This window comes from Oceanimonas pelagia, assembly GCF_030849025.1.
Classification (GTDB): Bacteria; Pseudomonadota; Gammaproteobacteria; order Enterobacterales; family Aeromonadaceae; genus Oceanimonas; species Oceanimonas pelagia.
Map to the genome: position 1 here is coordinate 1,670,713 of NZ_CP118224.1, position 24,748 is coordinate 1,695,460.

At 60.3% G+C, this 24,748-nt stretch carries 24 protein-coding genes; 5 read left to right on the forward strand and 19 right to left on the reverse strand.

The features are described from left to right. The first annotated feature begins 4 nt into the window (after positions 1 to 4). Together PU634_RS07950 and PU634_RS07955 are read left to right on the forward strand one after the other, a co-directional pair. Complete coding sequence (locus PU634_RS07950) at positions 5 to 637, forward strand: MBL fold metallo-hydrolase (RefSeq protein ID WP_306763517.1); 633 nt, start codon at positions 5 to 7, stop codon at positions 635 to 637. A 71-nt stretch (positions 638 to 708) separates the two neighbouring features. Then, on the forward strand, positions 709 to 2,550 hold the full coding sequence (locus PU634_RS07955) for a methyl-accepting chemotaxis protein (protein ID WP_306763518.1): 1,842 nt from the start codon (positions 709 to 711) through the stop codon (positions 2,548 to 2,550). Positions 2,551 to 2,674: 124 nt separating this feature from the next. Here PU634_RS07955 and PU634_RS07960 read toward each other — a convergent pair whose 3' ends face one another. Both PU634_RS07960 and PU634_RS07965 read right to left on the reverse strand, forming a co-directional pair. Next, complete coding sequence (locus tag PU634_RS07960) at positions 2,675 to 3,553, reverse strand: dienelactone hydrolase family protein (protein ID WP_306763519.1); 879 nt, start codon at positions 3,551 to 3,553, stop codon at positions 2,675 to 2,677. Positions 3,554 to 3,595: 42 nt separating this feature from the next. Continuing rightward, the gene (locus PU634_RS07965; RefSeq protein ID WP_306763520.1) at positions 3,596 to 4,204 is read right to left on the reverse strand and encodes a hypothetical protein; all 609 of its coding nucleotides are present in this window, start codon (positions 4,202 to 4,204) and stop codon (positions 3,596 to 3,598) included. 95 nt (positions 4,205 to 4,299) lie between these two features. Here PU634_RS07965 and PU634_RS07970 point away from each other — a divergent pair, with 95 nt between their 5' ends. Genes PU634_RS07970 through glpD form a run of 3 tightly spaced genes read left to right on the forward strand, consistent with a single transcriptional unit; the run spans position 4,300 to position 8,059 of the window. After that, positions 4,300 to 5,067, forward strand: coding sequence for a penicillin-insensitive murein endopeptidase (locus PU634_RS07970; RefSeq protein WP_306763521.1), 768 nt, complete (start codon positions 4,300 to 4,302; stop codon positions 5,065 to 5,067). Continuing rightward, positions 5,067 to 6,563, forward strand: a complete 1,497-nt coding sequence (gene glpK / locus PU634_RS07975; protein WP_306763522.1) for a glycerol kinase GlpK — start codon at positions 5,067 to 5,069, stop codon at positions 6,561 to 6,563. The genes PU634_RS07970 and glpK overlap by 1 nt, the downstream gene beginning before the upstream one ends. Next, entirely contained in the window at positions 6,560 to 8,059 is a 1,500-nt protein-coding gene (gene glpD, locus PU634_RS07980; RefSeq protein WP_306763523.1) for a glycerol-3-phosphate dehydrogenase, read from the forward strand. Before glpK ends, glpD begins: the two co-directional genes overlap by 4 nt. Before the next feature lie 70 nt (positions 8,060 to 8,129). Here glpD and PU634_RS07985 read toward each other — a convergent pair whose 3' ends face one another. The 17 genes from PU634_RS07985 to PU634_RS08065 form a co-directional block, all read right to left on the reverse strand. Further along, positions 8,130 to 9,908: a putative bifunctional diguanylate cyclase/phosphodiesterase gene (locus PU634_RS07985; RefSeq protein ID WP_306763524.1), complete on the reverse strand. Its 1,779-nt coding sequence runs from the start codon at positions 9,906 to 9,908 to the stop codon at positions 8,130 to 8,132. Between the two features lie 127 nt (positions 9,909 to 10,035). After that, the gene (locus PU634_RS07990; protein WP_306763525.1) at positions 10,036 to 12,072 is read right to left on the reverse strand and encodes a DUF6701 domain-containing protein; all 2,037 of its coding nucleotides are present in this window, start codon (positions 12,070 to 12,072) and stop codon (positions 10,036 to 10,038) included. Continuing rightward, positions 12,069 to 12,413 carry a hypothetical protein gene (locus tag PU634_RS07995; protein ID WP_306763526.1) on the reverse strand — a complete coding sequence of 115 codons (345 nt, stop codon included), beginning with the start codon at positions 12,411 to 12,413 and terminating at the stop codon, positions 12,069 to 12,071. The genes PU634_RS07990 and PU634_RS07995 overlap by 4 nt, the downstream gene beginning before the upstream one ends. A gap of 19 nt (positions 12,414 to 12,432) precedes the next feature. Continuing rightward, positions 12,433 to 13,182, reverse strand: a complete 750-nt coding sequence (locus PU634_RS08000) for a PulJ/GspJ family protein (RefSeq protein WP_306763527.1) — start codon at positions 13,180 to 13,182, stop codon at positions 12,433 to 12,435. Continuing rightward, on the reverse strand, positions 13,179 to 13,709 hold the full coding sequence (locus PU634_RS08005; RefSeq protein WP_306763528.1) for a prepilin-type N-terminal cleavage/methylation domain-containing protein: 531 nt from the start codon (positions 13,707 to 13,709) through the stop codon (positions 13,179 to 13,181). Before PU634_RS08005 ends, PU634_RS08000 begins: the two co-directional genes overlap by 4 nt. Then, positions 13,696 to 14,235, reverse strand: coding sequence for a pilus assembly FimT family protein (locus tag PU634_RS08010; RefSeq protein ID WP_306763529.1), 540 nt, complete (start codon positions 14,233 to 14,235; stop codon positions 13,696 to 13,698). The genes PU634_RS08005 and PU634_RS08010 overlap by 14 nt, the downstream gene beginning before the upstream one ends. A 45-nt stretch (positions 14,236 to 14,280) precedes the next feature. Continuing rightward, positions 14,281 to 14,766 carry a type II secretion system protein gene (locus PU634_RS08015; protein WP_306763530.1) on the reverse strand — a complete coding sequence of 162 codons (486 nt, stop codon included), beginning with the start codon at positions 14,764 to 14,766 and terminating at the stop codon, positions 14,281 to 14,283. Positions 14,767 to 14,922: 156 nt separating this feature from the next. Beyond that, a complete protein-coding gene (locus tag PU634_RS08020) occupies positions 14,923 to 16,146 on the reverse strand; it encodes a type II secretion system F family protein (RefSeq protein ID WP_306763531.1) in 1,224 nt (407 codons plus the stop codon). Further along, positions 16,146 to 17,843 (reverse strand): GspE/PulE family protein, encoded by a 1,698-nt coding sequence (locus PU634_RS08025; protein ID WP_306763532.1) that lies wholly within the window; start codon positions 17,841 to 17,843, stop codon positions 16,146 to 16,148. The genes PU634_RS08020 and PU634_RS08025 overlap by 1 nt, the downstream gene beginning before the upstream one ends. After that, entirely contained in the window at positions 17,821 to 18,552 is a 732-nt protein-coding gene (locus tag PU634_RS08030) for a tetratricopeptide repeat protein (protein WP_306763533.1), read from the reverse strand. Before PU634_RS08030 ends, PU634_RS08025 begins: the two co-directional genes overlap by 23 nt. Beyond that, entirely contained in the window at positions 18,552 to 20,132 is a 1,581-nt protein-coding gene (gene mshL, locus PU634_RS08035) for a pilus (MSHA type) biogenesis protein MshL (RefSeq protein ID WP_306763534.1), read from the reverse strand. The genes PU634_RS08030 and mshL overlap by 1 nt, the downstream gene beginning before the upstream one ends. A 5-nt stretch (positions 20,133 to 20,137) precedes the next feature. After that, complete coding sequence (locus PU634_RS08040; protein ID WP_306763535.1) at positions 20,138 to 20,464, reverse strand: SctD/MshK family protein; 327 nt, start codon at positions 20,462 to 20,464, stop codon at positions 20,138 to 20,140. Further along, positions 20,457 to 21,101 carry a type II secretion system protein M gene (locus tag PU634_RS08045; protein WP_306763536.1) on the reverse strand — a complete coding sequence of 215 codons (645 nt, stop codon included), beginning with the start codon at positions 21,099 to 21,101 and terminating at the stop codon, positions 20,457 to 20,459. The genes PU634_RS08040 and PU634_RS08045 overlap by 8 nt, the downstream gene beginning before the upstream one ends. Next, entirely contained in the window at positions 21,098 to 21,676 is a 579-nt protein-coding gene (locus PU634_RS08050; RefSeq protein ID WP_306763537.1) for a PilN family protein, read from the reverse strand. The genes PU634_RS08045 and PU634_RS08050 overlap by 4 nt, the downstream gene beginning before the upstream one ends. After that, positions 21,673 to 22,530 (reverse strand): MSHA biogenesis protein MshI, encoded by an 858-nt coding sequence (locus tag PU634_RS08055; RefSeq protein ID WP_306763538.1) that lies wholly within the window; start codon positions 22,528 to 22,530, stop codon positions 21,673 to 21,675. Before PU634_RS08055 ends, PU634_RS08050 begins: the two co-directional genes overlap by 4 nt. A gap of 132 nt (positions 22,531 to 22,662) precedes the next feature. After that, the gene (locus PU634_RS08060) at positions 22,663 to 24,363 is read right to left on the reverse strand and encodes a sodium:solute symporter family protein (protein ID WP_306763539.1); all 1,701 of its coding nucleotides are present in this window, start codon (positions 24,361 to 24,363) and stop codon (positions 22,663 to 22,665) included. Between the two features lie 12 nt (positions 24,364 to 24,375). After that, positions 24,376 to 24,642 carry a DUF4212 domain-containing protein gene (locus tag PU634_RS08065; RefSeq protein ID WP_306763540.1) on the reverse strand — a complete coding sequence of 89 codons (267 nt, stop codon included), beginning with the start codon at positions 24,640 to 24,642 and terminating at the stop codon, positions 24,376 to 24,378. Positions 24,643 to 24,748: the final 106 nt, after the last annotated feature.

Genomic DNA, 24,748 nt, shown 5'->3' on the forward strand with positions numbered 1-24,748 from the left:
CCTCATGCTGAACCGTATCACCCTGCCGGTGACGCCCTTTATGCAGAACTGCAGCCTGGTGTGGTGCTCTGCCACCCACAAGGCGGCGCTGATTGATCCCGGCGGGGAAACCGAACGCCTGCTGGCGGCCATTGCCGAGCGCCAGCTCACCCTTGAGCGCATTATTCTCACCCACGGCCATCTCGATCATGTGGGCGCCACCGGTGAGCTGATGGCCCGCACCGGGGTGCCGGTGGACGGCCCCGGCGAGGAAGATGCCTACTGGATAGACGGCCTGCCCCGGCAGGCGCAGATGTTTGGCTTTGATCCGGTGCCGGGCTTTACCCCGGATCGCTGGCTGAGCGCCGGCGACACCGTCGCCGTGGGTGAAGAGCGGCTGAAAGTCTTCCACTGCCCCGGCCATACCCCGGGCCATATGGTGCTGGTGCATGAAGGCCAGCGGCTGGCCTTTGTGGGCGACGTGCTGTTTCAGGGCAGCATCGGCCGCACCGATTTTCCCGGCGGCAACCATGAGCAGCTGATCCACAGCATCAAGCACACCCTGCTGCCGCTGGGCGACGACATCACCTTTGTACCCGGCCACGGCCCGGAAAGCACCTTTGGTTTTGAGCGCCTGCATAACCCGTTCTTGCGTTAATCCCCGGCACCCGTGCGCGGGCGTGTTCCTCTCCCCCTTTTCGCTGTTCCGATAACGAGAAAAACAAACGGATGAAAATAAAACACAAACTCGCGCTCAACACCCTGGTGGTGATGGTCGCCATGGGCATTCTGTTCACCCTGTTTATCCATACCCTGAACACCATCAAAACCCTGAACCATGGCAAGGTGCTGGCCATGACCCTCGGCAACGACATGCTCAGCCTGCGCAGGGAAGAAAAAGACTTTATGGCGCGAAAGGATCTCACCTACCTGAGCCAGTTTCAGCAGCAACTGGCGCAAACCCGTGATCACCTGTCCGAGCTGCGCACCCTGCTTGCACAGCAGCAACTGCCCCTCGACGCCCTTGCCCTGCTGGATCAGCGCTTTGGCCAGTACGGCCAGGATTTTGAAGCCCTGGTCGCCGCCTACCGGACCCTGGGGCTGGACCACGAGTCGGGGCTGGAAGGCGAGCTGCGCCGGGCGGTGCATCAGGTAGAAGCCGAACTCAATCGGTACGGTGCCGACCCCATCCTGGTAACCCTGCTGCAGCTGCGCCGGGCCGAAAAGGACTTTATGCTGCGCCACGACGCCCGTTACGTGGACAAGTTCAACGCTCTGCACCAGCAACTGCTGACCCAGCTTGATGTCCTGGGCCTGCCGCACACCGAGGCGGCCAGCTACCGGCAGCGCTTTCTGGCCTATGCCGAGGGCCTGCAACGGTTGGGCCTGAACAACGAGCAGGGGCTGCAGCTGGCCATGCGCCAGACCATTCAGGGTACCGAAAGCCTGCTGGACAGCACCCTGGCCGACATCGAACAGCAGTTGCAGGCCTATATTGAGCGGGCCCGGCATACCGCACTGCTGGTGTTTCTACTGATGCTGCTCACCAGCACCACCGTGGCCGTGCTGATTGGCCGTTCCATTTTTCGTCCTATCGAACAGATCCGCGACGCGGTACTGCGCATTCATCACAGCCGGGATCTGGGGCTGCGCCTCGACACCGGCAGCCGGGATGAACTGGCCGACGTGGCCACCGCCCTCAACACCCTGCTCAGCGGGTTTCGCGAGGTGATCCAGCAGGTTAATCTGGCGGTACACACCATGAACCAGACCACCTCGCTGCTGTCGGCCAACGCGGCCGCCACCACCACCGACATAGAACGCCAGCACCAGGAGACCGAGCAGGTCGCCACCGCCGTCACCGAAATGGTCAGCACCATAGACGACATTGCCCGCAATACCGACAACACCGCCCTCAAGGCGGGCCAGGCCAACAGCAGTGCCGCCGAGGGCCAGCAGCAGGTGCAGGGCACCATCAGCCGCATTCGCCGCCTGGCCGGCCAGCTTGAAGACTCGGTAGGCAGCATTGAAGAGCTGTCGCGTCAGAGCGAAACCATTGGCAACGTCCTGCAGGTGATTCGGGATATTGCCGATCAGACCAACCTGCTGGCGCTCAATGCTGCCATCGAGGCGGCCCGGGCCGGCGAGCAGGGCCGGGGGTTTGCCGTGGTGGCCGATGAGGTGCGGGCCCTGGCCGCCCGTACTCAGGAAGCCACCCAGGAAATTGCCACCATCATCGGCTCGCTGCAGGGCAAGACCGACGCCATGGTGCAGATCATCTACCAAAGCCGGGAAGAAGGGCTGGAAAGCAGTCAGCAGGCCCAGCAGGCGGAAACCGTGCTGAACGAGATTACGCGGGAAGTGACCGAAATCTCGGACATGGCCACCCAGATCGCCGCCGCCATCGAACAACAGAGCAGCGTGGCCAACGAAATTGGCCGCAACGTGGTGGTGATTCGGGACATTACCGACAGCACGGTGCAGTCGGTGCGCGAAAATTCCCGCGCCAGCCAGGACATTGCCGAGCAGGCGCAAAACCTGCAACGGGTGGTGGCGGTGTTTCGTACCTGAGCCCCCCAGCACAGGCGGAGCAAGATACATACCGCACCGGCTCTCCTCCCCGCCTTCGTGACCACAGAAAAGCGAAGCTGGGTCAGCGGTCTGAAGGGCACACCAGTGCAGCACCGTTTTTCGGTCAGGCGGTCAGCCGGGTGCGCAGGAACGCCAGGGTACGCGACCAGGCCAGCTCCGCCGCCTCGGGGTGGTAACGGGGGGTGGAGTCATTGTGAAAGCCGTGCTGCGTGCCGGCATACTGGTGCATTTCAAACTCGATGCCGCCGGCCTGCAACGCCTCCCGGTAAGCGGGCCAGGCGCTGTTGACCCGTTCATCCTGCTCCGCCAGCTGAATGAGCAGCGCCCCCTTGATATCGGACACCCGGGACAGATCCGGCGGCAGGCCGTAGAAGGGCACGGCGGCACGCACCGACTCCGGCAGGCGGGCGGCCAGGGTATTGGCAACAAAGCCGCCGAAGCAAAAGCCAATCACCCCAATGCCCTGCCCCGGCTGATCCAGCAGGCGGGCGGCGGCGGTGAAATCGGCCAGGATGTTGTCGGTCTCCAGTTGCTGCTGCAGGGCCCGGCCATCGTCGTCGTTGCCCGGGTAACCGCCCAGCGATGCCAGGGCGTCGGGGGCAAAGGCCACGAAGCCGGCCTTGGCCAGGCGCCGGGCCACGTCCTCGATATAGGGGTTCAGGCCGCGGTTTTCGTGCACCACCAGCACCCGACCCAGCACCTCGCCGGTGGGCTCAACCCGGTAACCGCGCCCCTGGCCGTGGCCGTCGGGGGAGTCAAAAACGAGATAACGGGCGCGAATGGCCGGATCGGTAAAGGACACCTGCTGGGCCTGGGCATAATCGGGCATCAGGGCCTCAAACAGGGCGGTGGCGGTCAGACCGCCCACCGCCAGCCGGGCCAGCCCGCTCATGAACTGGCGCCTGTCTATCTGGCCGTGGGCGTAACGGTCGTACAGACCAAAGGCGGCGGAAGGAATGCGGGGAGAATTCGGCCTGGACATGATCGGGGCTCCTGGATGCAAAACAGCCCTCGAAGTATAGGCTCAGTCGTCCCGGTCGTCGTCTTCCCCTTCGTCCGTGAGCACCACCGGCGCCACCGCCGGCGCCAGCACCCCAACGGCCGCCAGCAGCTTGCGCCGGGGCTGCCAGTTGGCCACAAAGCCGAAGCGGTAGCGGTTTTCGCCCAGGGCAAAGCGCTCCTCGGCCTGGGTTGCCAGGGTCTGGTGTACCTGGGCCAGCTCCTGCTCACTCAGCTCAAGATCCAGGGTAAAGGCGATAATGGCACCGTCGTGGCCCGGCAGCTTGCCCTTGTTCACCGCCTTTACCCGCTCCCGCGGCAGGCTCACCGCCTGCCTGCTGTGACCGTTCACCAGATACAGCCGGTCGGCGTCGAACGCCAGGTTGATCAAGCGCTGCCGGCTCCAGCTGGCCGGCCACAGGCTGACCAGCAGCAGCACACCGCCAAACACCAGCCCCACATAGTGCATCAGCTCAAAACCCTGGCGACCATCGAGCAGCGACCAGATCACCGCCGTGAGGCTGGCCAGCAGCACCGCCCCCTGCGTGGCATAAAAACGAAAGGCGGGCGGTTGCAGCACATACTCAAGGGGCTGCTGCAAAAGCTGTGGCACGGTCAGGCGCTGCATGGTCATTATGGTGTTCCGGGCATGTCAAAAACCGCTACCCTAGCAAAAAACCGTCTGGGCATAAATAATGGTGCCATATGGGCTATAAACAGGCGTCTCTCATGGTCAATCCCGTTTTCATGCTGGTTGTGCTGGCCGCGGCCTTACCCCTTGCCGCACGTGGTGAAGCCGTTGGCGGTTACGCCGCCGGCTGCCAGACCGGGGCGCAGGCCCTGCCCTTGTCCGGGCCCGGCTACCGGGTGGTGCGCCCGGAGCGCCGGCGCCATTACGGCCAGCCCGAGCTGGTCGACTATTTACAACACCTCGGGCAAAGAGCCCGACAGGCCGGCCTGCCGCCCATGCTGGTGGCCGACATGGCCAGACGCCACGGCGGCCCCTTTGCCCATGGCCACCGCAGTCACCAGACCGGACTCGATGCCGATATCTGGCTGCGCCCGGGCCGGGACGGCACGCCGGACGAAGAGCTGGATATGGTGGATCACCGGCTCTATATCCTTAATCGTCATTTTGGCGACGACCAGCGCCAGCTCATTGCCCTGGCGGCCCAGGACGAACGCGTGAGCCGCATTTTTGTGCACCCTCTGATCAAACAGGCCATGTGCCGCACCTATGGCCACGCCCCCTGGCTGGGCCGGTTGCGGCCCTGGTTTGGCCATTCCGGGCATTTTCATGTGCGCCTGCACTGCCCCCCGGAGCACGCCCGCTGTGAGCCGCAGCAGGCGGTTGCGCCCGGCACCGGCTGCGGCCGGGAGCTGGCCAGCTGGATTAACGATAAAAGCGGCGCCCTTGCCCCCGGCCCGCGCACGCCGTGGCGGCCGCTGCTGCCCGCCGCCTGCCGGGCGTTGCTCAATCATGAGGAGCCGGATTGATGAACACCTCCAAACCCTATGTGCTGGCGCTGGATCAAGGCACTACCTCGTCGCGCAGCATTTTGTTCGACCGCCAGGCGCAAGTGGTGGCCATGGCCCAGCGGGAATTAACCCAGCATTACCCCCAGCCCGGCTGGGTGGAGCACGACGCCACCGAAATCTGGGCCACCCAGCGCGCCACCCTCACCGAGGTGCTGGCCAAAAGCGGCGTGCGCCCCGAACAGATCAGCGGCATTGGCATTACCAACCAGCGGGAAACCACAGTGGTGTGGAACAAACACACCGGTCTGCCCATTCATCACGCCATTGTGTGGCAGTGCCGGCGCACCGCCCCCCTGTGCGAGCAGCTGAAAACCCAGGGCCTGGAAGCAGAAATCCGCTCCCGCACCGGCCTGGTGCCCGACGCCTATTTCTCGGGCACCAAACTGCGCTGGCTGCTGGACAACGTGCCCGGCGCCAGGGCGCAGGCCGAGGCCGGGGAGCTGCTGTTTGGCACCATGGACACCTGGCTGGTGTGGAAACTGACCGAGGGCCGGGTGCATGTAACCGATTACACCAATGCCTCGCGCACCCTGTTGTTCAACATCAACAGCCTGGAGTGGGATTCACTGCTGCTGAAAGAACTCGATATTCCCGCCGCCATGCTGCCCGAGGTGAAGCCGTCCTGCGCCCGGTATGGCCATACCAACCTGGGAGTGCCGGTGCCCATTGCCGGCATGGCCGGGGACCAGCAGGCGGCGCTGTTCGGCCAGCTGTGCTTTCACAAGGGCATGGTGAAAAACACCTATGGCACCGGCTGCTTTATGTTGATGAACACCGGCCGGCAGAAGGTGGAGTCGAGCCATGGCCTGCTCACCACCCTGGCGGTGGGCGCCGATGGCGGCGTGAACTATGCGCTGGAAGGATCCGTGTTCATGGGCGGTGCCGTTATTCAGTGGCTCAGAGACGAGCTGGGGCTGATTGCCCGCGCCGCCGACAGCGAAGCCTGCGCCCGCCAGGTTAGAGATACCCACGGCGTCTATCTGGTGCCCGCCTTTACCGGCCTGGGCGCCCCCTACTGGGATCCCTACGCCCGGGGCACCCTGGTGGGGCTGACAAGGGGGACCAATAAAAACCACATCGTGCGCGCGGCGCTGGAGGCCATTGCCTTTCAGAGCCGGGATCTGCTCGACGCCATGCAGCAGGATGCGGGCCTCAGACTGGCGGCACTCAAGGTGGACGGCGGCGCCGCCGCCAACGACTTTTTAATGCAGTTTCAGGCCGACATTAGCCACGGCCGGGTGATACGGCCGGCGCTGCTTGAAACCACCGCCCTGGGGGCGGCCTTTCTGGCGGGGCTGGCCACCGGGCTGTGGCAGAACACCGACGAGCTGGCCCGCTGCGTGATGACAGACCGGGAGTTCACCCCGCACATGAACAACCGGGAGCGCGAGCAGCATTACCGGGGCTGGCAAAAAGCGGTGGCCCGTGCCCGGCACTGGGTGGAGCCCTCATGACCGAGCCGGTGGATGTGCTGGTGATCGGCGGCGGCATCAACGGCACCGGCATCGCCCTCGACGCCGCCGGACGTGGGCTGTCGGTTACGCTGTGCGACATGCACGATCTGGCCTCGGCCACCTCGTCGGCCAGCAGCAAGCTCATTCACGGCGGCCTGCGCTACCTGGAGCAGCTGGAATTCCGGCTGGTGCACGAAGCCCTGGCCGAGCGGGAGATTCTGCTGCAGGCCGCGCCGCACATCATCTGGCCACTGCGCTTTCGCCTGCCCCACCAGCCACAGCTGCGTCCCGCCTGGATGATCCGGCTGGGACTGTGGCTGTATGATCACCTGGCCCGCCGGGACCGGCTGCCAGGCTCAGAAAGCCTGCGGCTGAACGACCACGGCCCGCTGCAAAGCCGCTTTACTCGGGCCTTTGAGTATTCCGATGCCTGGGTGGATGACGCCCGCCTAGTGGTGCTGTGTGCCCTGGCGGCCAAAGAGCGCGGCGCCGTTATTCTGCCCCGCTTCCGTTGCACGCGGGCAAGCCGCGAGCGGGGCCTGTGGAAGGTACAACTGGAACACAAAGACGGCGGCATTCAAACCCGCTGGGCCCGAACACTGGTGAACGCCACCGGTCCCTGGGCCAGTTCATTGTTTGACACCGTGCTGCCGGCAGCGGCACCGGCCAGCCTGCGGCTGGTCAAGGGCAGCCATGTGGTGGTGCCGCGACTGCACGGCGGAAACGAAGCCTATATTCTGCAACACCGGGATGGCCGCATCGTGTTCGTGCTGCCCTATGAGCAGGATTATTCCCTGATTGGCACCACGGATGTGGATTATCACGGCGAGCCCGCAAAGGCCGGCGCCAGCGCCGAGGAAGTGGATTATCTGTGTGCCGTGGTTAACGCCCATTTTCGCCGGCAGATCAGCCCGGCCGAGGTGGTTTACCGTTATGCCGGAGTACGCCCGCTGATGGCCGAAGGCCATGGCCGGGCCCAGCGCGCCTCCCGCGACTACCGGCTATGGCTGAACACCTCCACCGGCCAGGCACCGCTGTTGTCGGTATTTGGCGGCAAGATCACCACCTTTCGTGCCCTGGCGGAAGACGCCGTGAACCGCCTGACCAGGTACCTGCCCCACGCCAGCGGCCCCTGGACCCGGCAGCTGGTGCTGCCCGGCGGCGATTTCGGTACCCAGGCCGGGCTGGCGGCCGAGCTCGCTGAGGAATATCCCTGGTTGCCCGAGCCCCTTGCTCGCCGTTATGTGCGCAGCTATGGCACCCGCTGCCGGCGCTTTTTGCAGGAAGCCGGCACGCTCGAAAACATGGGTGAACACCTGGGCGCCGGCCTTTATGCTGCCGAGCTCGAATATCTGATGCAGGAAGAATGGGCCCGCAGTGCCGACGACGTGCTGTGGCGGCGCAGCAAACTGGGGCTGCGGCTCACCCCCGAGCAGCGGCAGCAAGTGAAGGAATATATGGCGACGACGTTGAACGTGAGCCGTGTCCCCCGCTAAAGACGGGGGGCCGGGGCACAACGCTCCTTCCCCTCGCCGGCACAGAAGCAGGGTAACCGCCGCCAGCCTATTAATTCAGCACTTCGCCTTCCGGTCTGCCGGCGGCCAGATCCAGCAGGGGCCAGATCTCATCTACCGGCATGGGTTTGTAGTAGTAATAGCCCTGCACCCTGAGCGGACCAAAGTCTTTCAGCAAAGCCAGCTGCTCCGCCTGCTCCACCCCTTCCACCACCAGGCTGAGAGACAGCTGCCGGGCCAGCGCCATGATGGTGCACAGCAGGATCTGCGCCCGTTCATGCTCACAGGCTTCCACCATGAAACTGCGGTCGATCTTGAGCTCGTCCAGCGGAAAGCGATGCAGGCACGACAAAGCCGAATAACCGGTGCCAAAATCGTCCAGCGACAGCGCAAAACCGCACTCCCGCAGCTGTTGCAGCATGTTCACACCGGCCTCTATCTGCTCCATCATGGTGGACTCGGTCACTTCCAGCCGCAGTTGCCGGGGGCGCAGACCGTAGGCGCTGACGGTGCTCATCAGCCAGTCACCGAAGTCGGGCTGACTGAACTGCTGCGCTCCCAGATTCACCGAGACCACCGGCGGCGCCAGCCCCCGTCTTTGCCAGGCAGACACCTGGGCACACACCTGCTCAATGACCCAGCGATCCAGCCGCACCGACAGGCCACTTTGCTCGGCCACCGGAATAAACTCCACCGGCGACAGTCTCCCCAGACGGGGATGGGTCCAGCGCAGCAGGGCCTCCAGCCCCACAATGGTTTCGTCACTGGAGCACACCTGGGGCTGATAATGCAGGCTGATGCCCTGGGCCTCACCGGTGCTGAGCATGTGGCTGAGGCTGTGCTCAATAATCAGCTCGCGATGGTGCAGCTCGTGCTGGCGCTGATCCACAAACTGAAAGCGGTTGCGCCCTTCCCGCTTGGCCATGGCGTGAGCATATTCCGCCGCCTGCAGCAGATTTTCGGGCTCTCGTGCATCCCGCGGATACACGGCAATGCCGATGCTGGGTTGCAGGCAAACGATGTTTTTATCCGCCAGCACCATGGGCTGGGCCAGCAAATTCAGCAGCTTGTCGGCCAGTTGCGCCATGGTGGCGTCTTCCGCCTTGCTGTGGCGCAGCACCGCGAAGACATCCCCCTGCAGCCGCACCAGGGTGTCGGCCTCGTCCACCGCCGCCTGCAACGTGCGCGCCTGCTGGCGCAGCACATCGTCGCCCCAGGTCATGCCAAGCTGTTCGTTAACCGGCTTGAGACGGCCGATATCAAGCACCATCAGGCCCACGCGAATCTTGTTACGCTGAGCCTCGGCCAGGGCCTGCTCGAGCCGGGTAGCCAGCAACTGGCGATTGCCCAGCTGGGTGAGCGGATCCTTGAAGGTAAAGGGTGTGCGGTCCTGCTCAAGGCTGCGCTGGCCGCTGAGATCGTGGCCAATGGCCACCCTGTGGGTGACTTCGCCCCGTGCATTGGTAAGGCTGTTGATGCTGAGCCACTGCAGGTACACCTCACCGGATTTACGACGATTCCATACCTGACCGCTCCAGCTGCCATGTTGCAGCAATTGCTGCCACATTTGCCGGTAAAAGTCGGGATCGTGCCGGGCCGACTGCATTAACCGCGGAGTTTTGCCCAGTACCTCCTCGGCGCTGTAGCCGGTGATTTGAGTAAAGGCCGGGTTGACCCGCTCGATGATGCCGTTGGCATTGGTAACGATGATGGATTCCAGGGCGTTGTCGAACACATGCTGCAACAACTGCCGCTTGAACTTGAGGTTGTGCTCCAGCGTAAAGGCATCCATGCCTGGCACCACCACTGACGTAGACTGTTCTTCGCGCACTGTGGGTATCCTTACCGTTTGATTGTTATTGTTTATGTCGTTGTATGATAATTTTTTGTAAACAAAAACTGAAACATTATTGTCACAATTTTGCACCCTCACACCCGTGAAGTTGCAAACCTTATCGTTAACGTGTGACCTCGCGCCGGTTAAAGGTACGATCGCTGGCCCGCAACCTGGGGTTGCTGAGTATGTCCAGCATGGCGGACGGGTTGGTCAGCTCACCAGCCTTCTCCTGATCGGCGGGCTTCAGCCAGGCGGGCAAGTTCTCAATAGTCACTTCGATGTTTTTTTGTTCGCTGCTATAAGGAGCAACATCAATCACCTTTTTATTACCAGACTTCACAGACAAGCCCGGGAAACTGGTGCCGTCTGGCAAACTCCCCTTCGGAAGGTCGCCGTCCGACAAACTGTAGTCAGTATCACCGTCTTCCTTCAGGGAGTTCAGATCATCGCCATAGTAGTGCAGCGTGCTGGCCATGGTGCCCGCCTCTCCCACTTTTATCTCGGTGTCCATCAGGGTGATAAAGCCAAAGCGCAGGGTGTCCTTGTCTTCGGGATCCTGCGTGTTACCCAGCGTGGTTTGTGCCGCTGTACCCCGAGTTTCATCGTGATTGGTGATGGTGAGATTAACTGGCAGATCGAGATCCGTTTCCGGGAACGGCGTGATCTTGTTGAACTTGATCTTGCTGGTATCAAAGCTGATAACATGCTTGCCGGCTTCATTCTCGGCAAAAGTCGGGACCACTACGCCCACATCAAGATCGTCACTCAATTCAAGCGAAGTGTTGCCTTTCAGGCCACCGGCAAACTCACCGCTGTAACTGGGCAGTTCTTTACCATTAACATCCAGCCCCACCAGGGTAAAAGATGGTTTGGTCAGGAACTCTACACCGGGCTTGCCTGCGTAAACTACATCACCATCTATATCACCGCTATGGGTTTCAATTACTTCAAGAGAGGCAGGTACGGTGCGGCCCAGAATGGCGGTATCACCATTAATCAACAATGCGCAATCATCATCTGGATCATCAGCACAGGTTGGGGATACATAAGCCTCAATCAAAGCCACATTCTTTATATATCCTTCACCCTCATCTTCACTATCGGTTTTAAAAACAACAACACCTTGGTCATCAAATTTAATTTCCGTTTGTTCAAACTCTCTAATCAGATTTAAACCTGCATTCAACTCACGTATTTTTATACAGCCCGGCTCATCATCTTCTTTACAGTCAATCTCAATCTCAAGATCATCAACATTCTGATTTTTTATTGCTATACCATCGGCATCATAAGCCTGTAGCTTGAGTGATAACTTTTCACCTGCTTTACCGATGACAGGGCATGTATTTTCATGAATATTATATTCAAAACCGTTAGCATCGTAACAAAATACTTCAGCAGGCTCTGTTACCCATGCCAATTTATAAGGCACATATATTAGGTCAAGCTTGATATGAACCTTTTGCCCCTCACCATCAATCTCTTTCAGATCAAACTCTATTTCGCCTACACGATTATAGTAAAGCGTATTGGGAAAGGTGAACTTATCACCTTTTTTCAACAGCTTACCAGACTGATCTCGCAGCTCGACATTTTTATTATCATCCTCCCCTTTAACGTTCTCTATTATCAGAGAGAGTCCATTTATTTCTTCATTATCTATGCGAATACCCGCTTCTTCAGAGCTAAAACCAACATAACCAACCAAATCCATGTCTACAGAAATATCTTCTGGCCTATCATCATCTTCAGAATCACCATCAGAGCAGAACTTACAACTTGGATTTAACACACCCTTGATATAACACTTAAGGCCAGGCTCTCTACTAGGTTGAGGCGTAGTGCTTTTACCTTTTAAACTAAGCCTTAACGGATAACATGTTCCCTCATTAGCATTGTAAGCTTCACTATCTTTACCATTACTCACGTTTTTGAAGTAGATTTCATTCCCTTCATTATTATTATCTTTTGTTATCTTCACTTTAGTTTTATTACTTTTATATAAATTAGTACAACTTTCATCCTCACAGGAAAGTAAAGTCATCACCTCTTCATCAGGATTATAATCAAGACGATAATGATCCACCTCTCCTTTCTTTCCTGCATATGATAAAAGGGGAATCAGAGCTATCAGAAAAATCCAATTACGGTTAATCATTCAATCACCTCAACTCCAATATTGCGGACCACGGTCAGACCGCTGCCGGTACAGGTGCCGGTCGCAATGACGCGAACCTGTGTAACACCGTCATTGATTGTGGGCACCGAACCGCTTGCTTTTCCTTCACAGCCGGCAATGGTGGTGGAAACGGCGGCAGAGTTGCCGAAGGAGCCGAGCAGGTCGTATACCTTGCGCTCCAGCACGGCTTCAGCGGCCAGCCGGGCCTTCAGGGCCTGGACTTCATACACCAGCTGCCGGCTGCTCTGGCCCGAGAGAGTGACCGTGGCGGCCATCAGGCCGGAGAGGATCAGCATAATAAAAATAACACTCAGCAACATGCTGCCGGTCTGTAAAGGGCTAAGGCGCATAAGTCACCTGCAACTGGCCGGGTAACACCAGGTCGCCGTCTCGCGTGGTCACTGTAAGCTCCATTCGAATCAATTGATCGGACTCATCGTAGCCCAGAAATACCGTGTCTCCTGTGATCTCCGTCAACATCAGACTGGCTTTTCCCCACTCTTCGCCGGGACTTTTTACTTCACGGTAAAGGTCATTATTACGCTGACAGTAACGCACCTGCTCACCCTTGAGCAGGGTATAGCGCTGACCATAGCCGGCACGACTGAAATGAACTGAACCCAAGGCATCGTGAAAGCCGATGCTGGTGGGTGCAGGATCCTGATCGGTAAAAGGGTAAACGTCCTCAGGCTGCTCGTCGGGGTATTCACTCCAAATGCTGCCGCTGTCCGGTCGAATGGCCATAAAGGCGTTCTCTATCTTCTCTCCCTGCAAACTAAGCGGTATGACAAACGTCGCCGTGCCGGTTTTTACCGAATCCGGGAGCCCCAGATAAGTGCCGGCGGCCAGGGCCGGTACAAAGGCAAGACAACCATCCTTTATATACACGCTGGGGCCATAGGCAACGGCCAGTTCACGGCGCAGGCGCTCCATGGCAAAGCGGGCGCCGGCGAGGGCCTGGGCACGTTCGGCGCTGCCCATATAGCTCTCGGCCATTTGCGCCACAAAGCGGGTGCCGAATACGGCGCTGATGCCAATCAGCACCATGACGATCACCAGCTCCAGCAGGGTAAAACCACGCGCCTTCATCGAATGTTGTACCTGTGCAGGGTAAAGGAAAGATCGGAGCCGTTTTGATCTGCTATGGTGATCACAACCTTTTTAAAGGATGTGCCGGCACTATCGTCTTCGGATGTAACGCAGGTTGCCACCCGATAGCGACGATAGAGCTGAGGGCTGGCCAGTTTCAGATTTTCTTCATTGGCCAGCTCATCACCATCAATAGCATTTTCATCACACCAGAGGTTGAAATCATCGACATGTTTAAAGGAATTAAGACCACTGTGTTCCTCTGCTGTCGCGCTATTTACACAACCGGTATCCTCATCAATATCACAACGAATTTGTAACCGTGGATTATTGGCAGCATCGTATTTTACCGCCAGCACCTGTTCGGCCAGGGCTTCCGCCAGCGCCACGGCGCGAAACTGAAATACCGGATCCAGCTGGCGCGGCTGACTCAAAAAGAACAAGCCCGCCCCCACCAGCACGATGGCCAGTATCGCCAGCCCCACCACGTATTCCAGCAGGCTGAGCCCAGCGTTACGGCGCAACATGAATATAGCCCTCGGGTTCTATCAATACGGTTTGCCCGCCAAGGGTAATTTGCAGGGTATTGTCCAGTGGCTGCTCCCCCGCACCACTGTTCACGAAAGGACGCCCCAAACGGCTGGACTCACTGAGATAATCAGGGTCGCCGGCCGCTTCGCCAAACTGCAGGGTAAAAGGCAGGGTTTGATTTGAAGACACCGGCTGGTTGACTCCCAGCCAGAGGTTGGGATCCGGGCTGTTCATATCTGCCAGCAGGCTCGTACTGCGGCAATCACTGGAAATGGTCACACCTTCGGGGGTCACCGCAATGACGCCACAGCGGTCTGTGCCGGTGCCGCCTTGCAGCGCCTGTGGATCGTTCATCGCCCTGAGCTGGGCCAGCCGCAACAAGCCCGCCAGGTTGCGGGCCTGCAACGAACCGTCAAAGTCGCTGCCCACCGGCAGGCGAGGAATGGCCACGGCGGCGAGAATACCCACCAGCACCAGCACGGCGACCAGTTCAATCAGAGTAAAGCCGTTATGCCGCTTCATAAGATTAAGGCGTTAAAAAAGGCGGCCGAAGCCGCCTTTGGTCTCTTAACACTTATCATCTACTATAGCGATAGTGGGCCGCTTACCGAAACTATCAGGCTCAGTGTAAGTAACTTTACAATTTTCAGCACGGTTAGCTGGATAAATTTCGAAAACACCGTCATCAGTAACATTCGTATTGTAAGTAGCATCAAAGTCCAAAAGTGACTTTATACCAGTATCTTCTTCTGCTGTAGGGTAACCGTACACAATGCTTACTGTTACCTCTTCACCTGCATCGTTATATTTTAATTCCACAGGTGCATCATCAGCATCTGCGTCTCGACCTTGATTATCCAACCCTTGTATTATCGCTTTAGAGTTTGCCAGTGTCGAAGCTGTCTCCATGGAGCTCTTTAAGGCTTTCAAGTTTGCGCTATACGCATCACCCTGCAGGTTCAAAAAACGCGGCGCAGCCACGGCGCCCAGAATGCCGAGAATAACAATTACAATAACCAGTTCGATCAGGGTAAAACCCGCTGCTCTTTTCATCTTGATCCCTTGTTTTTTACGTTACCAGCCTGTTGTGAAAAGTTGAGCATTTTACTCAACAAATTCAATAAACTACCGGGTCAAATCTTACCGTTCCGGCAGGTTTCATTCCAGCCCTTTTTGTATAAAAACCGGTCATGCATGCCGGAATGCACATTAACCGCCTTTTACAATGTTTACCATGTCCCACATGGGAGTGAAAATGCCCAGCGCCAGCACCAGCACCATGGCGGCGATGGCGGTGATCAGTATGGGCTCGATGCGGGAAGACAGGTTGGCAATGTCGTAGTCCACTTCTTCTTCGTAAAAGCGGCCCGCTTCCATCACCATTTCATCCACCCGGCCGGTTTCTTCGCCTACCCGGAACATCTGCAAAATCAAAGGGGTAAACACACCGATGTGCTCGGCCACCGCCGACAGGCTGTCGCCGGAGGTGAGTCCTTCCTCCATACGGTGAATGGCCCTGGTGAGGAAGGCGTTGTCGGTGGCGCTGCCGGCCAGACGCAGTACCCGGGTGATGGGCACGCCGGCGGAAAGCATCATGGCGAAGCTGCGGCAAAAACGCGCCAGCAGAATGCGCTTGATAAGCGGCCCCACAATGGGAATGCGCAGCAGGGCATGGTGCCAGCGCAGCCGGCCCGTTGGCGTGCGCACATACCACATAAAGCCGCCGGCAAGGGCCAGCACCCCGGCCACCACCAGGCCGAAGTAATGGGTGAAAAAGTAGGAGCTGCCAATCAGAAAACGGGTGGTTAACGGCAAGTCTGCGCCCAGTTTGGCAAAAATGCCGCTGAAGGCCGGGATCACATAGAGATTGATAATGGTCATGGCCGCCACCATGGCGATGGTCACAAACATGGGATAGCGAATGGCAGCCTTGATGCGCCGGCGGGTATCCAGCTCCAGCTGGTAGTAATGAGCCAGCTGTAAAAAGGCCTGTTCCAGCTGGCCGGTGCTTTCGCCCACTTCCACCAGCGACACAAACAGGCTGTTGAACAAATGCGGGTGAGCCGCCAGGGCGTTGGCCAGGGTCTGGCCCTGATTCAGGGACTGAGCCACCTCGTCGAGGGCTTCCTTCAGCACCCGCACGTCCGTGGTGTCCCGCAGCCCTTCCACAATGCGCAGAATGGGAATGCCCGCCCGGGTAAGCGAGGCAAACTGGCGGCTTAAAATCAGCAGCGCCTCGGGCCTGATGCCACCCTTTAAAAACTGACGCAGCGTGAGCCAGGTTTTGGTGCCGGAGCGGGTTTCCTTCATTTCCACCGGAATAAGCCCGGCCTGGGCCAGGCTGGCAGCCGCGCTTTCCCGGCTCGGCGCCTCCATGCGGCCTTCGCTGAGCTGGCCCTGGCGGTCCCGGGCCTTGTACTGATAAAAGGCCATCACTCCACCCACTCGGACAGACGCAGCACTTCCGATACCGCAATGGTGCCCTGCAACGCCTGTTCCAGGGCCGCCTGGGCCAGGGTCGCAAAGCCGGGCTGCCGTGCCACCTCGGCCTCAAAGGCTTCAATCTGCTGGCGGCGTAACGCATCGGCCATGGCCTGGTTCACTTCCAGCCATTCAAACACACCAATCCGCCCCTTGTAGCCGGTGTGGTTGCAGCTGGCGCAGCCTTCGCCCCGGTAAAAACGGCCATGCTCCGCCTGCGGATTCAGGTGCATCAGAAACTGGCGCTCACCCTCGTCGGGCTGGTGGGGCACCTTGCAGTATTCGCAGATTTTGCGCACCAGCCGCTGAGCCAGCACGGCTTTCAGGGTGCTGGCCACCAGGTAGCCGGGCACCCCCATGTCCATCAGCCGTACCGCCGAGCTGGGCGCGTCGTTGGTATGCAGGGTAGACAGCACCAGGTGGCCGGTAAGGGCGCCGCGCATGGCGATTTCGGCGGTTTCCTGATCACGCATTTCACCGATCAGCAACACGTCGGGATCCTGACGCAGGCTGGTGCGCAGAATGCGGGCAAAGGTCAGCCCCACCTTGCTGTTCACCTGCACCTGGTTCACCCGGGGAAGACGATATTCCACCGGATCCTCGGCGGTAATGATTTTGCGGTCGGGGGTATTGAGCTCGGACAGGGCGCCGTAAAGGGTGGTGGTTTTACCGCTGCCGGTGGGACCGGTCACCAGAATAATGCCGTTGGGGCTGGCCAGTTTGCGCCGGAACGCCGCCAGCAGCTCCGCGGGCATGCCCGCCTGGGCCAGGGTGCGGGTGCCGCCGGACTGATCCAGCAGCCGCAGCACCACCGCCTCGCCATATTGCACCGGCATGGTGGCCATGCGCACGTCCACCGGGTTATTCCTGATGGTGAGTTCAAAGCGGCCGTCCTGGGGCAGGCGCCGCTCGGAGATGTCCAGCCCGGCCATGAGCTTTAACCGCGACACCAGCGCCGGGGCAATGGCCACTTCCTTGAGCTCGGTTTCCTGCAACAGGCCGTCCACCCGCATGCGCAGGCGAATCACCTTGTGATCGGGCTCAATATGAATATCCGAGGCGCCCACCTGCAGGGCGTCTTCAAACAGGGAGTTGAGCAGCCGGGCCACGGTGGCATCGCTGTCTTCCAGGCCGGCGGTTTCTATCACGCTGCGGCTGGGAGCATGCTCCTCCGAAAGCTGGCCGGCCAGGTTGGCAATGTCGTCGGTACGCCGGTAAAGCTGATCATACAAGGCCAGCATCTGGCTGTGGGGGGCCACCGCCAGGTGCACCTCGCGGGGAGCCAGCAGGTTGCTGATGGCATCCTGAGTGTCAAGATCGGCGGGATCGGCCAGCACTACTGTGGCCTGGGTGTCGTCAGCGTCGATCACCAGCGCCCGGTAACGCCGGGCATAGACTTCCGACAGCAGCTTCACCGCCTGGGGCTTGATCTCGGTCTTGTTGAGATCCAGCAGCGGGATCACCAGCTGCTCGGCCACAAAGCCCAGCAGCTCCAGCTCGGTGAGCATGCCCATCTGCACCAGCACGGCGCCCAGGCGGCCCCCTTCCTGGCGCTGGCGCTGCAGCACTGTGTCCAGCTGGGCTTCAGTGATTACGCCATGATCAATCAGCAGCTCGCCCAGGCGTTTAGTGAGTTTGCGTTGTGCCATGTTGCTCCAGTTGCTGGTTTACAAATTGCAGCGAGGCCACGCCCAGATCCACACTGGCCCGGGCCTGCTCAAAGGCAGCGGTAAAGTCCTGCCCCAGGCGGCGCTGGCACAGCCCCAGGCCCAGCCACCAGGGGCCGCTGTCCTGCACGGCCAGCAGCCGGTGATAAAGGGCGATGGCCGCCTCACACTGGTTGCTGCGCCGGCCGGCTTCGGCCTTGAGACCGTAATAATCCAGATGCTCGGCCAATGACGGCGTGGCGCCGTCCAGTACCTTCCAGGCCGCGGCATGGCGGCGTTCGCTGGCCAGAATGCGTGCCAGAGTCAGCCGCAGCTCGGCCTGCGCGGGCGCCAGCGCCAGTCCCTGCTGCAGCAGCGCCCTGGCCTGGGCCAGGGCGCCCCGGCCATATTGCAGAGAAGCCAGCTTCAACCGCACCGAATGGGCGTCGGGGTACTCGGCCAGCAGGCTCAGCAGGCGTTGCTCGGCGCCGGCCCAGTCGCCGGCGGCCAGGGCCAGCTCGGACGCCTTCTGGCCTTCCGCCAGCCGCTCGGCCCGGCTGGGCGTGACTTCGCTGATGGCCAGCTCGCTGGCCGCCGGCGGAGTGGCCATGATCTCGGCCCAGACCGGATCCTGCCAGTCGGGCTGCTCTTCCTGAGCCACGGCCGGTGCTCCCAGCAACACCAGCCATAGCAGGCCACTGACCTTTTTCATTATCTGACTCCGCTGTGCAGTTCATCGAGTGACGATGGCGGATACCATTTTTCCAGCAAATCCCGCGAGCGTTGCAGCTCGGTTTGCCAGGTGTTGGCCGCCACCACCACCGGGCGCAGCATAATCACCAGCTCGCTCTTCTGGGTGGCCAGGTTACGGTTCTTGAACAGGTTACCCAGCACCGGGATCTGGCTTATCAGCGGCACGGCGGTTTCCTGCTGGGTTTGTTTCTCCTGCATCAGGCCACCGATAATAATCACCTCGCCAGACGCGGCTTCCACTACGGTGTCCGATTCCCGCACCGTGCTTCTGGCCAGCGGCAGGCGCAGCTCACCACTGCCAAAATCGATGCTTTTGCTGCTGTCTTCCACCTGGCTCACCGCCGGATGAATATGCAGCAATACCCGGTTGTCGTCGGCAATCTGGGGCGTTACATCCAGGGAAATACCGGAAAAAAACGGGCTCAGCTCAATGTCGGGCGTGGTTTCCGACACCCCGCTGGTATTGGTGGTGGTCAGTGAAAAATCGGTAACAAAATACTCGTCGGTGCCCACCTTGATCACCGCCTTCTGGTTATTGCTGGTGGTCACCCTGGGATTGGACAGGGTATTGACCTCACCCTGGGTCTGCAGCAGGTTGATCACCGCATCGAAGTTGCCGTCGGTGTAGGTAAACACGGCCCCGCCCCCCAGCAACTCCGACAGCGGGCTTAAAAAGCCGCCGTAGGGGTAGCTCTGGCCGGTGGCCAGTTGCCCCTTGCGGCTGTTGGCGCTCAGGTTATTCCACTCAATGCCCTGCTCGTAGCCGTCGTTCAGCTCCACTTCCACAATGCGCGCTTCCAGGATCACCTGACGCTTGAGCTGACGCTCGGCCCGAGTGAGAAAGTCGTCCACCAGCGCCAGCTCGTCGGGGGCGGCGCGCACCGTCACCAGCCCGGCCTGGGGGTTGGTTACCACCACCCGGCCTTCCTCGTCGCCAATCAGCCGGCCGAGGGCGCTTTCCAGATCGGCCCAGAAATCGTTGCTCGACTCGGTGTTGATGCGGGTGGCGCTGGTCTGGCCGCCGCCGTCTTCGCCGCTGGCCAGGCTGCTGCCACTGATGGCGGTCTGAGACTGACCGTTACGGGACAGCATCAGGTAATTGACGTTAAAGGTGCGGGTGCGCACGCCGTTGGGAAACACCTGATACACGCCGCCGCGGCGCTCAATGCCGTAGCCGTAAAGGCCGGAAATGGCGTCAAGGATCTCCGGCAGGGTCACCCGGCGCAGGTTGAGGGTAATGGTGCCGGCCACCTCCGGATGCACCGCAATGCTCACCTGGTGCTGGCTGCCCAGGGCGGCAAAAAATTCCCGGGCGTCCACGTCCCGGGCGGAAATATCGAAACGACGCAGCGGCGCGGCCTGGCTGGCCGCAAGTGGCCGACCCGAGCTCAGCAGCTCCTGCTCCACCGCCGCCGGCACCACGTCGGGACGGGCCCGCAGCGCCTCGTCGAGGGCGTCCTTGGGCAGGGTGCCGTCGGGGGCATGCACGCAGGCCGCCAGGCCGGCGCAGATAAAGGCCAGGGTAAGGGGTCGTATCATCCGTTTCATTGAATATCCGTGTTGTCAAAAGTGGGAAACAGGCTCAGCTCCAGGCGTTTGCCCTGCCCTTCCAGCACTACCCGCCCGGTGCCGATGTGCACCAGGCGATAGCCGCCGATGGTGTCGCCCTGCACGTAGCGACGACCGTCGAGAATGGCGCTGGGCCGGCCGCCGCTGAAAATGGCCTGCAGCCGGGGCCCGGCAGCGGCTTCAATACGCTGCTCTCCCATGCCGGTTGCCGGCTGGCTCAGGCCGGCAAGGGGCCGGGTAGGATCCTGCAGACTGCCGGCGGCACTCAGCAGGGTAAAAACCAGGGCACTGGCATTAACCACGGATCAGCTCCTTGTGTTGACTGATGGTAAAAAACTCCAGCCGAATATGACCGGTGGGATATTGCTCCAGTTCAAAACTCAGGCTTTGCCAGAAAATGCGCCCGTGCAGACTTTCCAGCCGCTTTACGTAATCCAGCAGTTGCAGATAACTGCCGGACAGCTCCAGCGCCAGGCCGTGACGATACAGTCGCTGGTCGCCGTCCTGGCCCTGGGCCATGGGCTCGGCGGGCAGATTGACAAGCCCCTGCAGGGTGAGGCCACTGCCCTGATCCAGCACCGACAGCAGCAAACCGGCCATTTGCTCCGGCCCCACCAGGGTGCGCATGCGTTGATCCACGTTCTCATTCAGCCGGCTGAGCTGACGGTTCAGCCGGGCAATGCGCGGGCCCTGATCATTGGCCTTGAGCTCGGCAATGCGCCGGTTAATCTCCTCTACCAGTCCCTCTTGTCCGTCCAGCTCCCGTTGCAACCGCTGTTGCTCGGCCTGAAGCGCGGTGGCGCTGGCCTGCACCGTCTGTTCAAACAGGGTCAGCCCCAGCCAGACCGCCAGCGCCCAGCCGGCCGCCACCAGCAGCCAGCGCTCACGCTTGGGACGGGCCATAAAACGCTCGTTCAGCAAGGCAAGGCGCTGCTTCATTGGGTTACTCCGTCGCTGTGCAGGCTGAAGGTCAAACCGCCGGGATCACGACGATGAATATTCAGCTTGCCGAACTCGCGCCGGGCCAGGCTGTCCTGCCCGTCAAAGCCCAGTATCCAGGCCGGCACGGCGGCGGCATCGCTGGCCTCGCCGGTGAGGGTCATGGCCCGCCCCTGCAGCTGCACGCCGGTCAACGACACTCTGCTCCAGGGCACCCGGGCCAGATCTTCCAGGGTATCGGCATAAGACACCAGCTCGTCCTGACTCAGCAGCCCCAGCAACTGCCGGCGGGTGCGAATGTCCCGCTCAAGGCGCTGCCGTTCGCCGTCGTCCTGGCGCTGATTAAGCAGGGCCAGGCTTTGCTGCAGTTGCGCCACATTCCCCCGAGCAGCGGTCAGTTGCTGCTCCAGGCTGCGGTTGGCCGTGCTCAGCCGGTGGTTGACATAGCTCTGCCAGCCAAAGGCCGTGCTCCACAGCAGCACCAGCGCCAGCAGCCCCAGGCCAAAGTGGCCCAGGGTGGGCAGATCCCGCACCGGCCTGAGGGTGGCCTGATAAAACTCGATACGGGTTTTCACAGGCTATCCTCCCGCAACATGCCCAGGGCCGGCAGGCTCACCGGCGACAGGTGCTCGTTGCTGAGGGAGTCGGGCTGAATATCAAACACCTGGCCGATGGCGGTCTGCACCGCCGGGGTAACCCGGGCCGGCAGGGCCAGAAACCACTGATTGGGGGCGTTCAGCTTGAGCTGGCCGGTGGCGTAGTCGATGCTGCGCTGCAGCTCCAGCAGCAGGTTGTCGAACACGAACTGATCCACCGCCATGGTGTCGTCATCCAGAGCCTGGAAACCGCGAATGGTACGGGAAAAATGCCACTGACGCTGATGAACAAAGGTCATGGTCAGCTCCTGACCGGGCACCTTGTGCAGCACCAGGCCACGCTGCTCCGGCGCCAGCAGGTTGCACATGGCCAGCTCGTCCACGCCCATGGTCTCGATCTCGCACAGGGGCGAGACAGCCCTGACCAGCTCCGCCAGCTGGGCGCGACGGCTGTAATACACGGCAATGCGCTCAGTGCCCTGGGGCCCGGCGGGCAAGTCGATATAGTCAAACAGCAGTTGCTCCACCGGCTCGTCTACCAGCTCACGCATGCACCAGGGCAGGGCCTGGGCCAGCTCGTCATCGGGCATGGCCGGCTTGTCGAGCTGCACCTGGCGATAAAACGGCCGCCCCAGCGCCAGACGCAAGCGCCGGCCCTGCCACTGCTGCGCTTCTATCAGGGCGGCCAGGGCGGCGGCCGGCTGCTCACCGCCGGCCAGGGGGCGCTCCACCACCTGCTGCGGGTATTGTTCCTCCACCCCGTAAAGCGCCCCCTGGGCAAGGTAAACCCCCACCGCCGTGGTGCTGCGGGCAGACTTGAACCATTTGAACATTCAGGCCCTTTCTTCGGTGAAAAAAGAAAAAGCCAGTATAAACAGTTAAAACCGGTTAATGAACATGGGCTTGCATAAAGCAGAAATAAAAAAGGGACGCTGATGCGTCCCTGTTATTTTCATTGATGTGGATCAATGGCTGTGTGCTTCGCCGGCGCCCTTGGGAAAGCGAATGCTTTCCACCAGCTCCTGCACTTCCTGCGGGGTTTCCGTGGTCAGTTTGGCCACCACCAGCGATACCGCCAGGTTTACCAGCATACCCAGGGTACCGATGCCTTCCGGCGAAATACCAAACCACCAGTTTTCGGGAACACTGGCCGCCGGATTAATGAACTTGAAGTAAATGATGTAGGCGGCGGTAAACACAATGCCGCTCACCATACCGGCAATAGCGCCTTCCTTGTTCATTTTCTTGTAGAAAATGCCGAGCACAATGGCCGGGAAGAAGGACGCCGCCGCCAGACCAAAGGCGAAGGCCACCACCTGGGCCACAAAGCCCGGCGGGTTGATGCCGAGATAACCGGCCCCGAATACCGCCACCGCGGCGGCGATACGCGCAGCCAGCAGCTCCTGCTTGTCGGTCATGTCGGGCTTGAGGCCCTTCTTGAGCAGGTCATGGGCAATGGAGGTGGAGATCACCAGCAGCAGGCCGGCCGCGGTCGACAGCGCCGCCGCCAGGCCACCGGCCGCCAGCAGGGCCACCACCCAGTTGGGCAAACGACCGATCTCGGGACTGGCCAGCACGATGATGTCGGGGCTGATGGTCATTTCGTTGCGCTCGTCACCGGCATAGAACATGCGGCCGTCACCGTTCTTGTCTTCCCACTGTACCAGGCCGGTTTTCTCCCAGTTTGCCACCCAGGCCGGGGCCTGTTCGGCGATCACGCCCTGGCCGTCGGCACCGTTAAGGCCGTCGATCATGTTGGCGCGGGCAAAGGCGGCCACGGCGGGCGCGGTGGTATACAGGAAGGAGATGAACAGCAGCGCCCAGCCGGCGGAAATGCGGGCGTCTCGCACCTTGGGCACGGTGAAGAAGCGAATGATCACGTGAGGCAGGCCGGCGGTACCCACCATGAGCGCGGCGGTAATGAAGAACACGTCAATACCGGACTTCTTGCCCGAGGTATATTCGGTAAAGCCCAGCTCCCGGGACAGGCCGTCGAGCTTGTCGAGCAGGTAAACGCCGTCGGAGGTCTCACCGATAAAGCCCAGCTGGGGCACAGGGGTGCCGGTTACCAGCAGGGAAACAAAGATGGCCGGCACCAGGAAGGCGAAGATCAGCACGCAATACTGGGCCACCTGAGTGTAGGTAATGCCCTTCATGCCGCCCATGACCGCGTAGAAGAACACGATGCACATGCCGATGATCACACCCAGGTTGATGTCCACTTCCAGAAAGCGGGAGAACACCACGCCCACGCCGCGCATCTGGCCCGCCACATAGGTGAAGGACACGAAGATGGCACAGAACACCGCCACCATGCGGGCGGTCTGGGAATAGTAGCGATCGCCGATAAAGTCGGGCACGGTGAACTTGCCGAACTTGCGCAGGTAAGGCGCCAGACACAGTGCCAGCAGCACATAACCGCCGGTCCAGCCCATCAGGTAAACGCCACCGTCATAGCCGGCAAACGAGATGATGCCGGCCATGGAAATAAAGGAGGCCGCCGACATCCAGTCGGCCGCCGTGGCCATGCCGTTGGCCACCGGATGCACACCACCGCCGGCCACATAAAACTCACCGGTGCTGGCGGCCCGAGCCCAGATGGCAATGCCGATATAAAGTGCGAAGCTGAGCCCCACCAGAATAAATGTCCAGGTTTGAATATCCATTTCCCGCCCCTTTTACGCTTCGTCTACGTTGTATTTCTTGTCGAGCACATTCATTCGCCACACATAGACGAAAATGAGCACCACAAACACATAAATGGATCCTTGCTGGGAAAACCAGAAACCCAGCTTGGCGCCACCAATGGTGAAGGCATTGAGCACATCCACCAGCACAATGCCAAACAGGTAGGAAACCGTGAACCAGATGGCCAGCAAGATGCCCATCAGCCGCAGGTTTTCTTTCCAGTACGCCTTTTGTTTTTCCTGACTTTCGAACGCCATTCTTTCTCTCCTTGAATAGCCGAATACGGTTCGAAAATAACAGTAGCGCGAAGCGGGGCGGTTGAAACTTAGACTTTGGTATTAACAGGTCATTAACATTAATGAA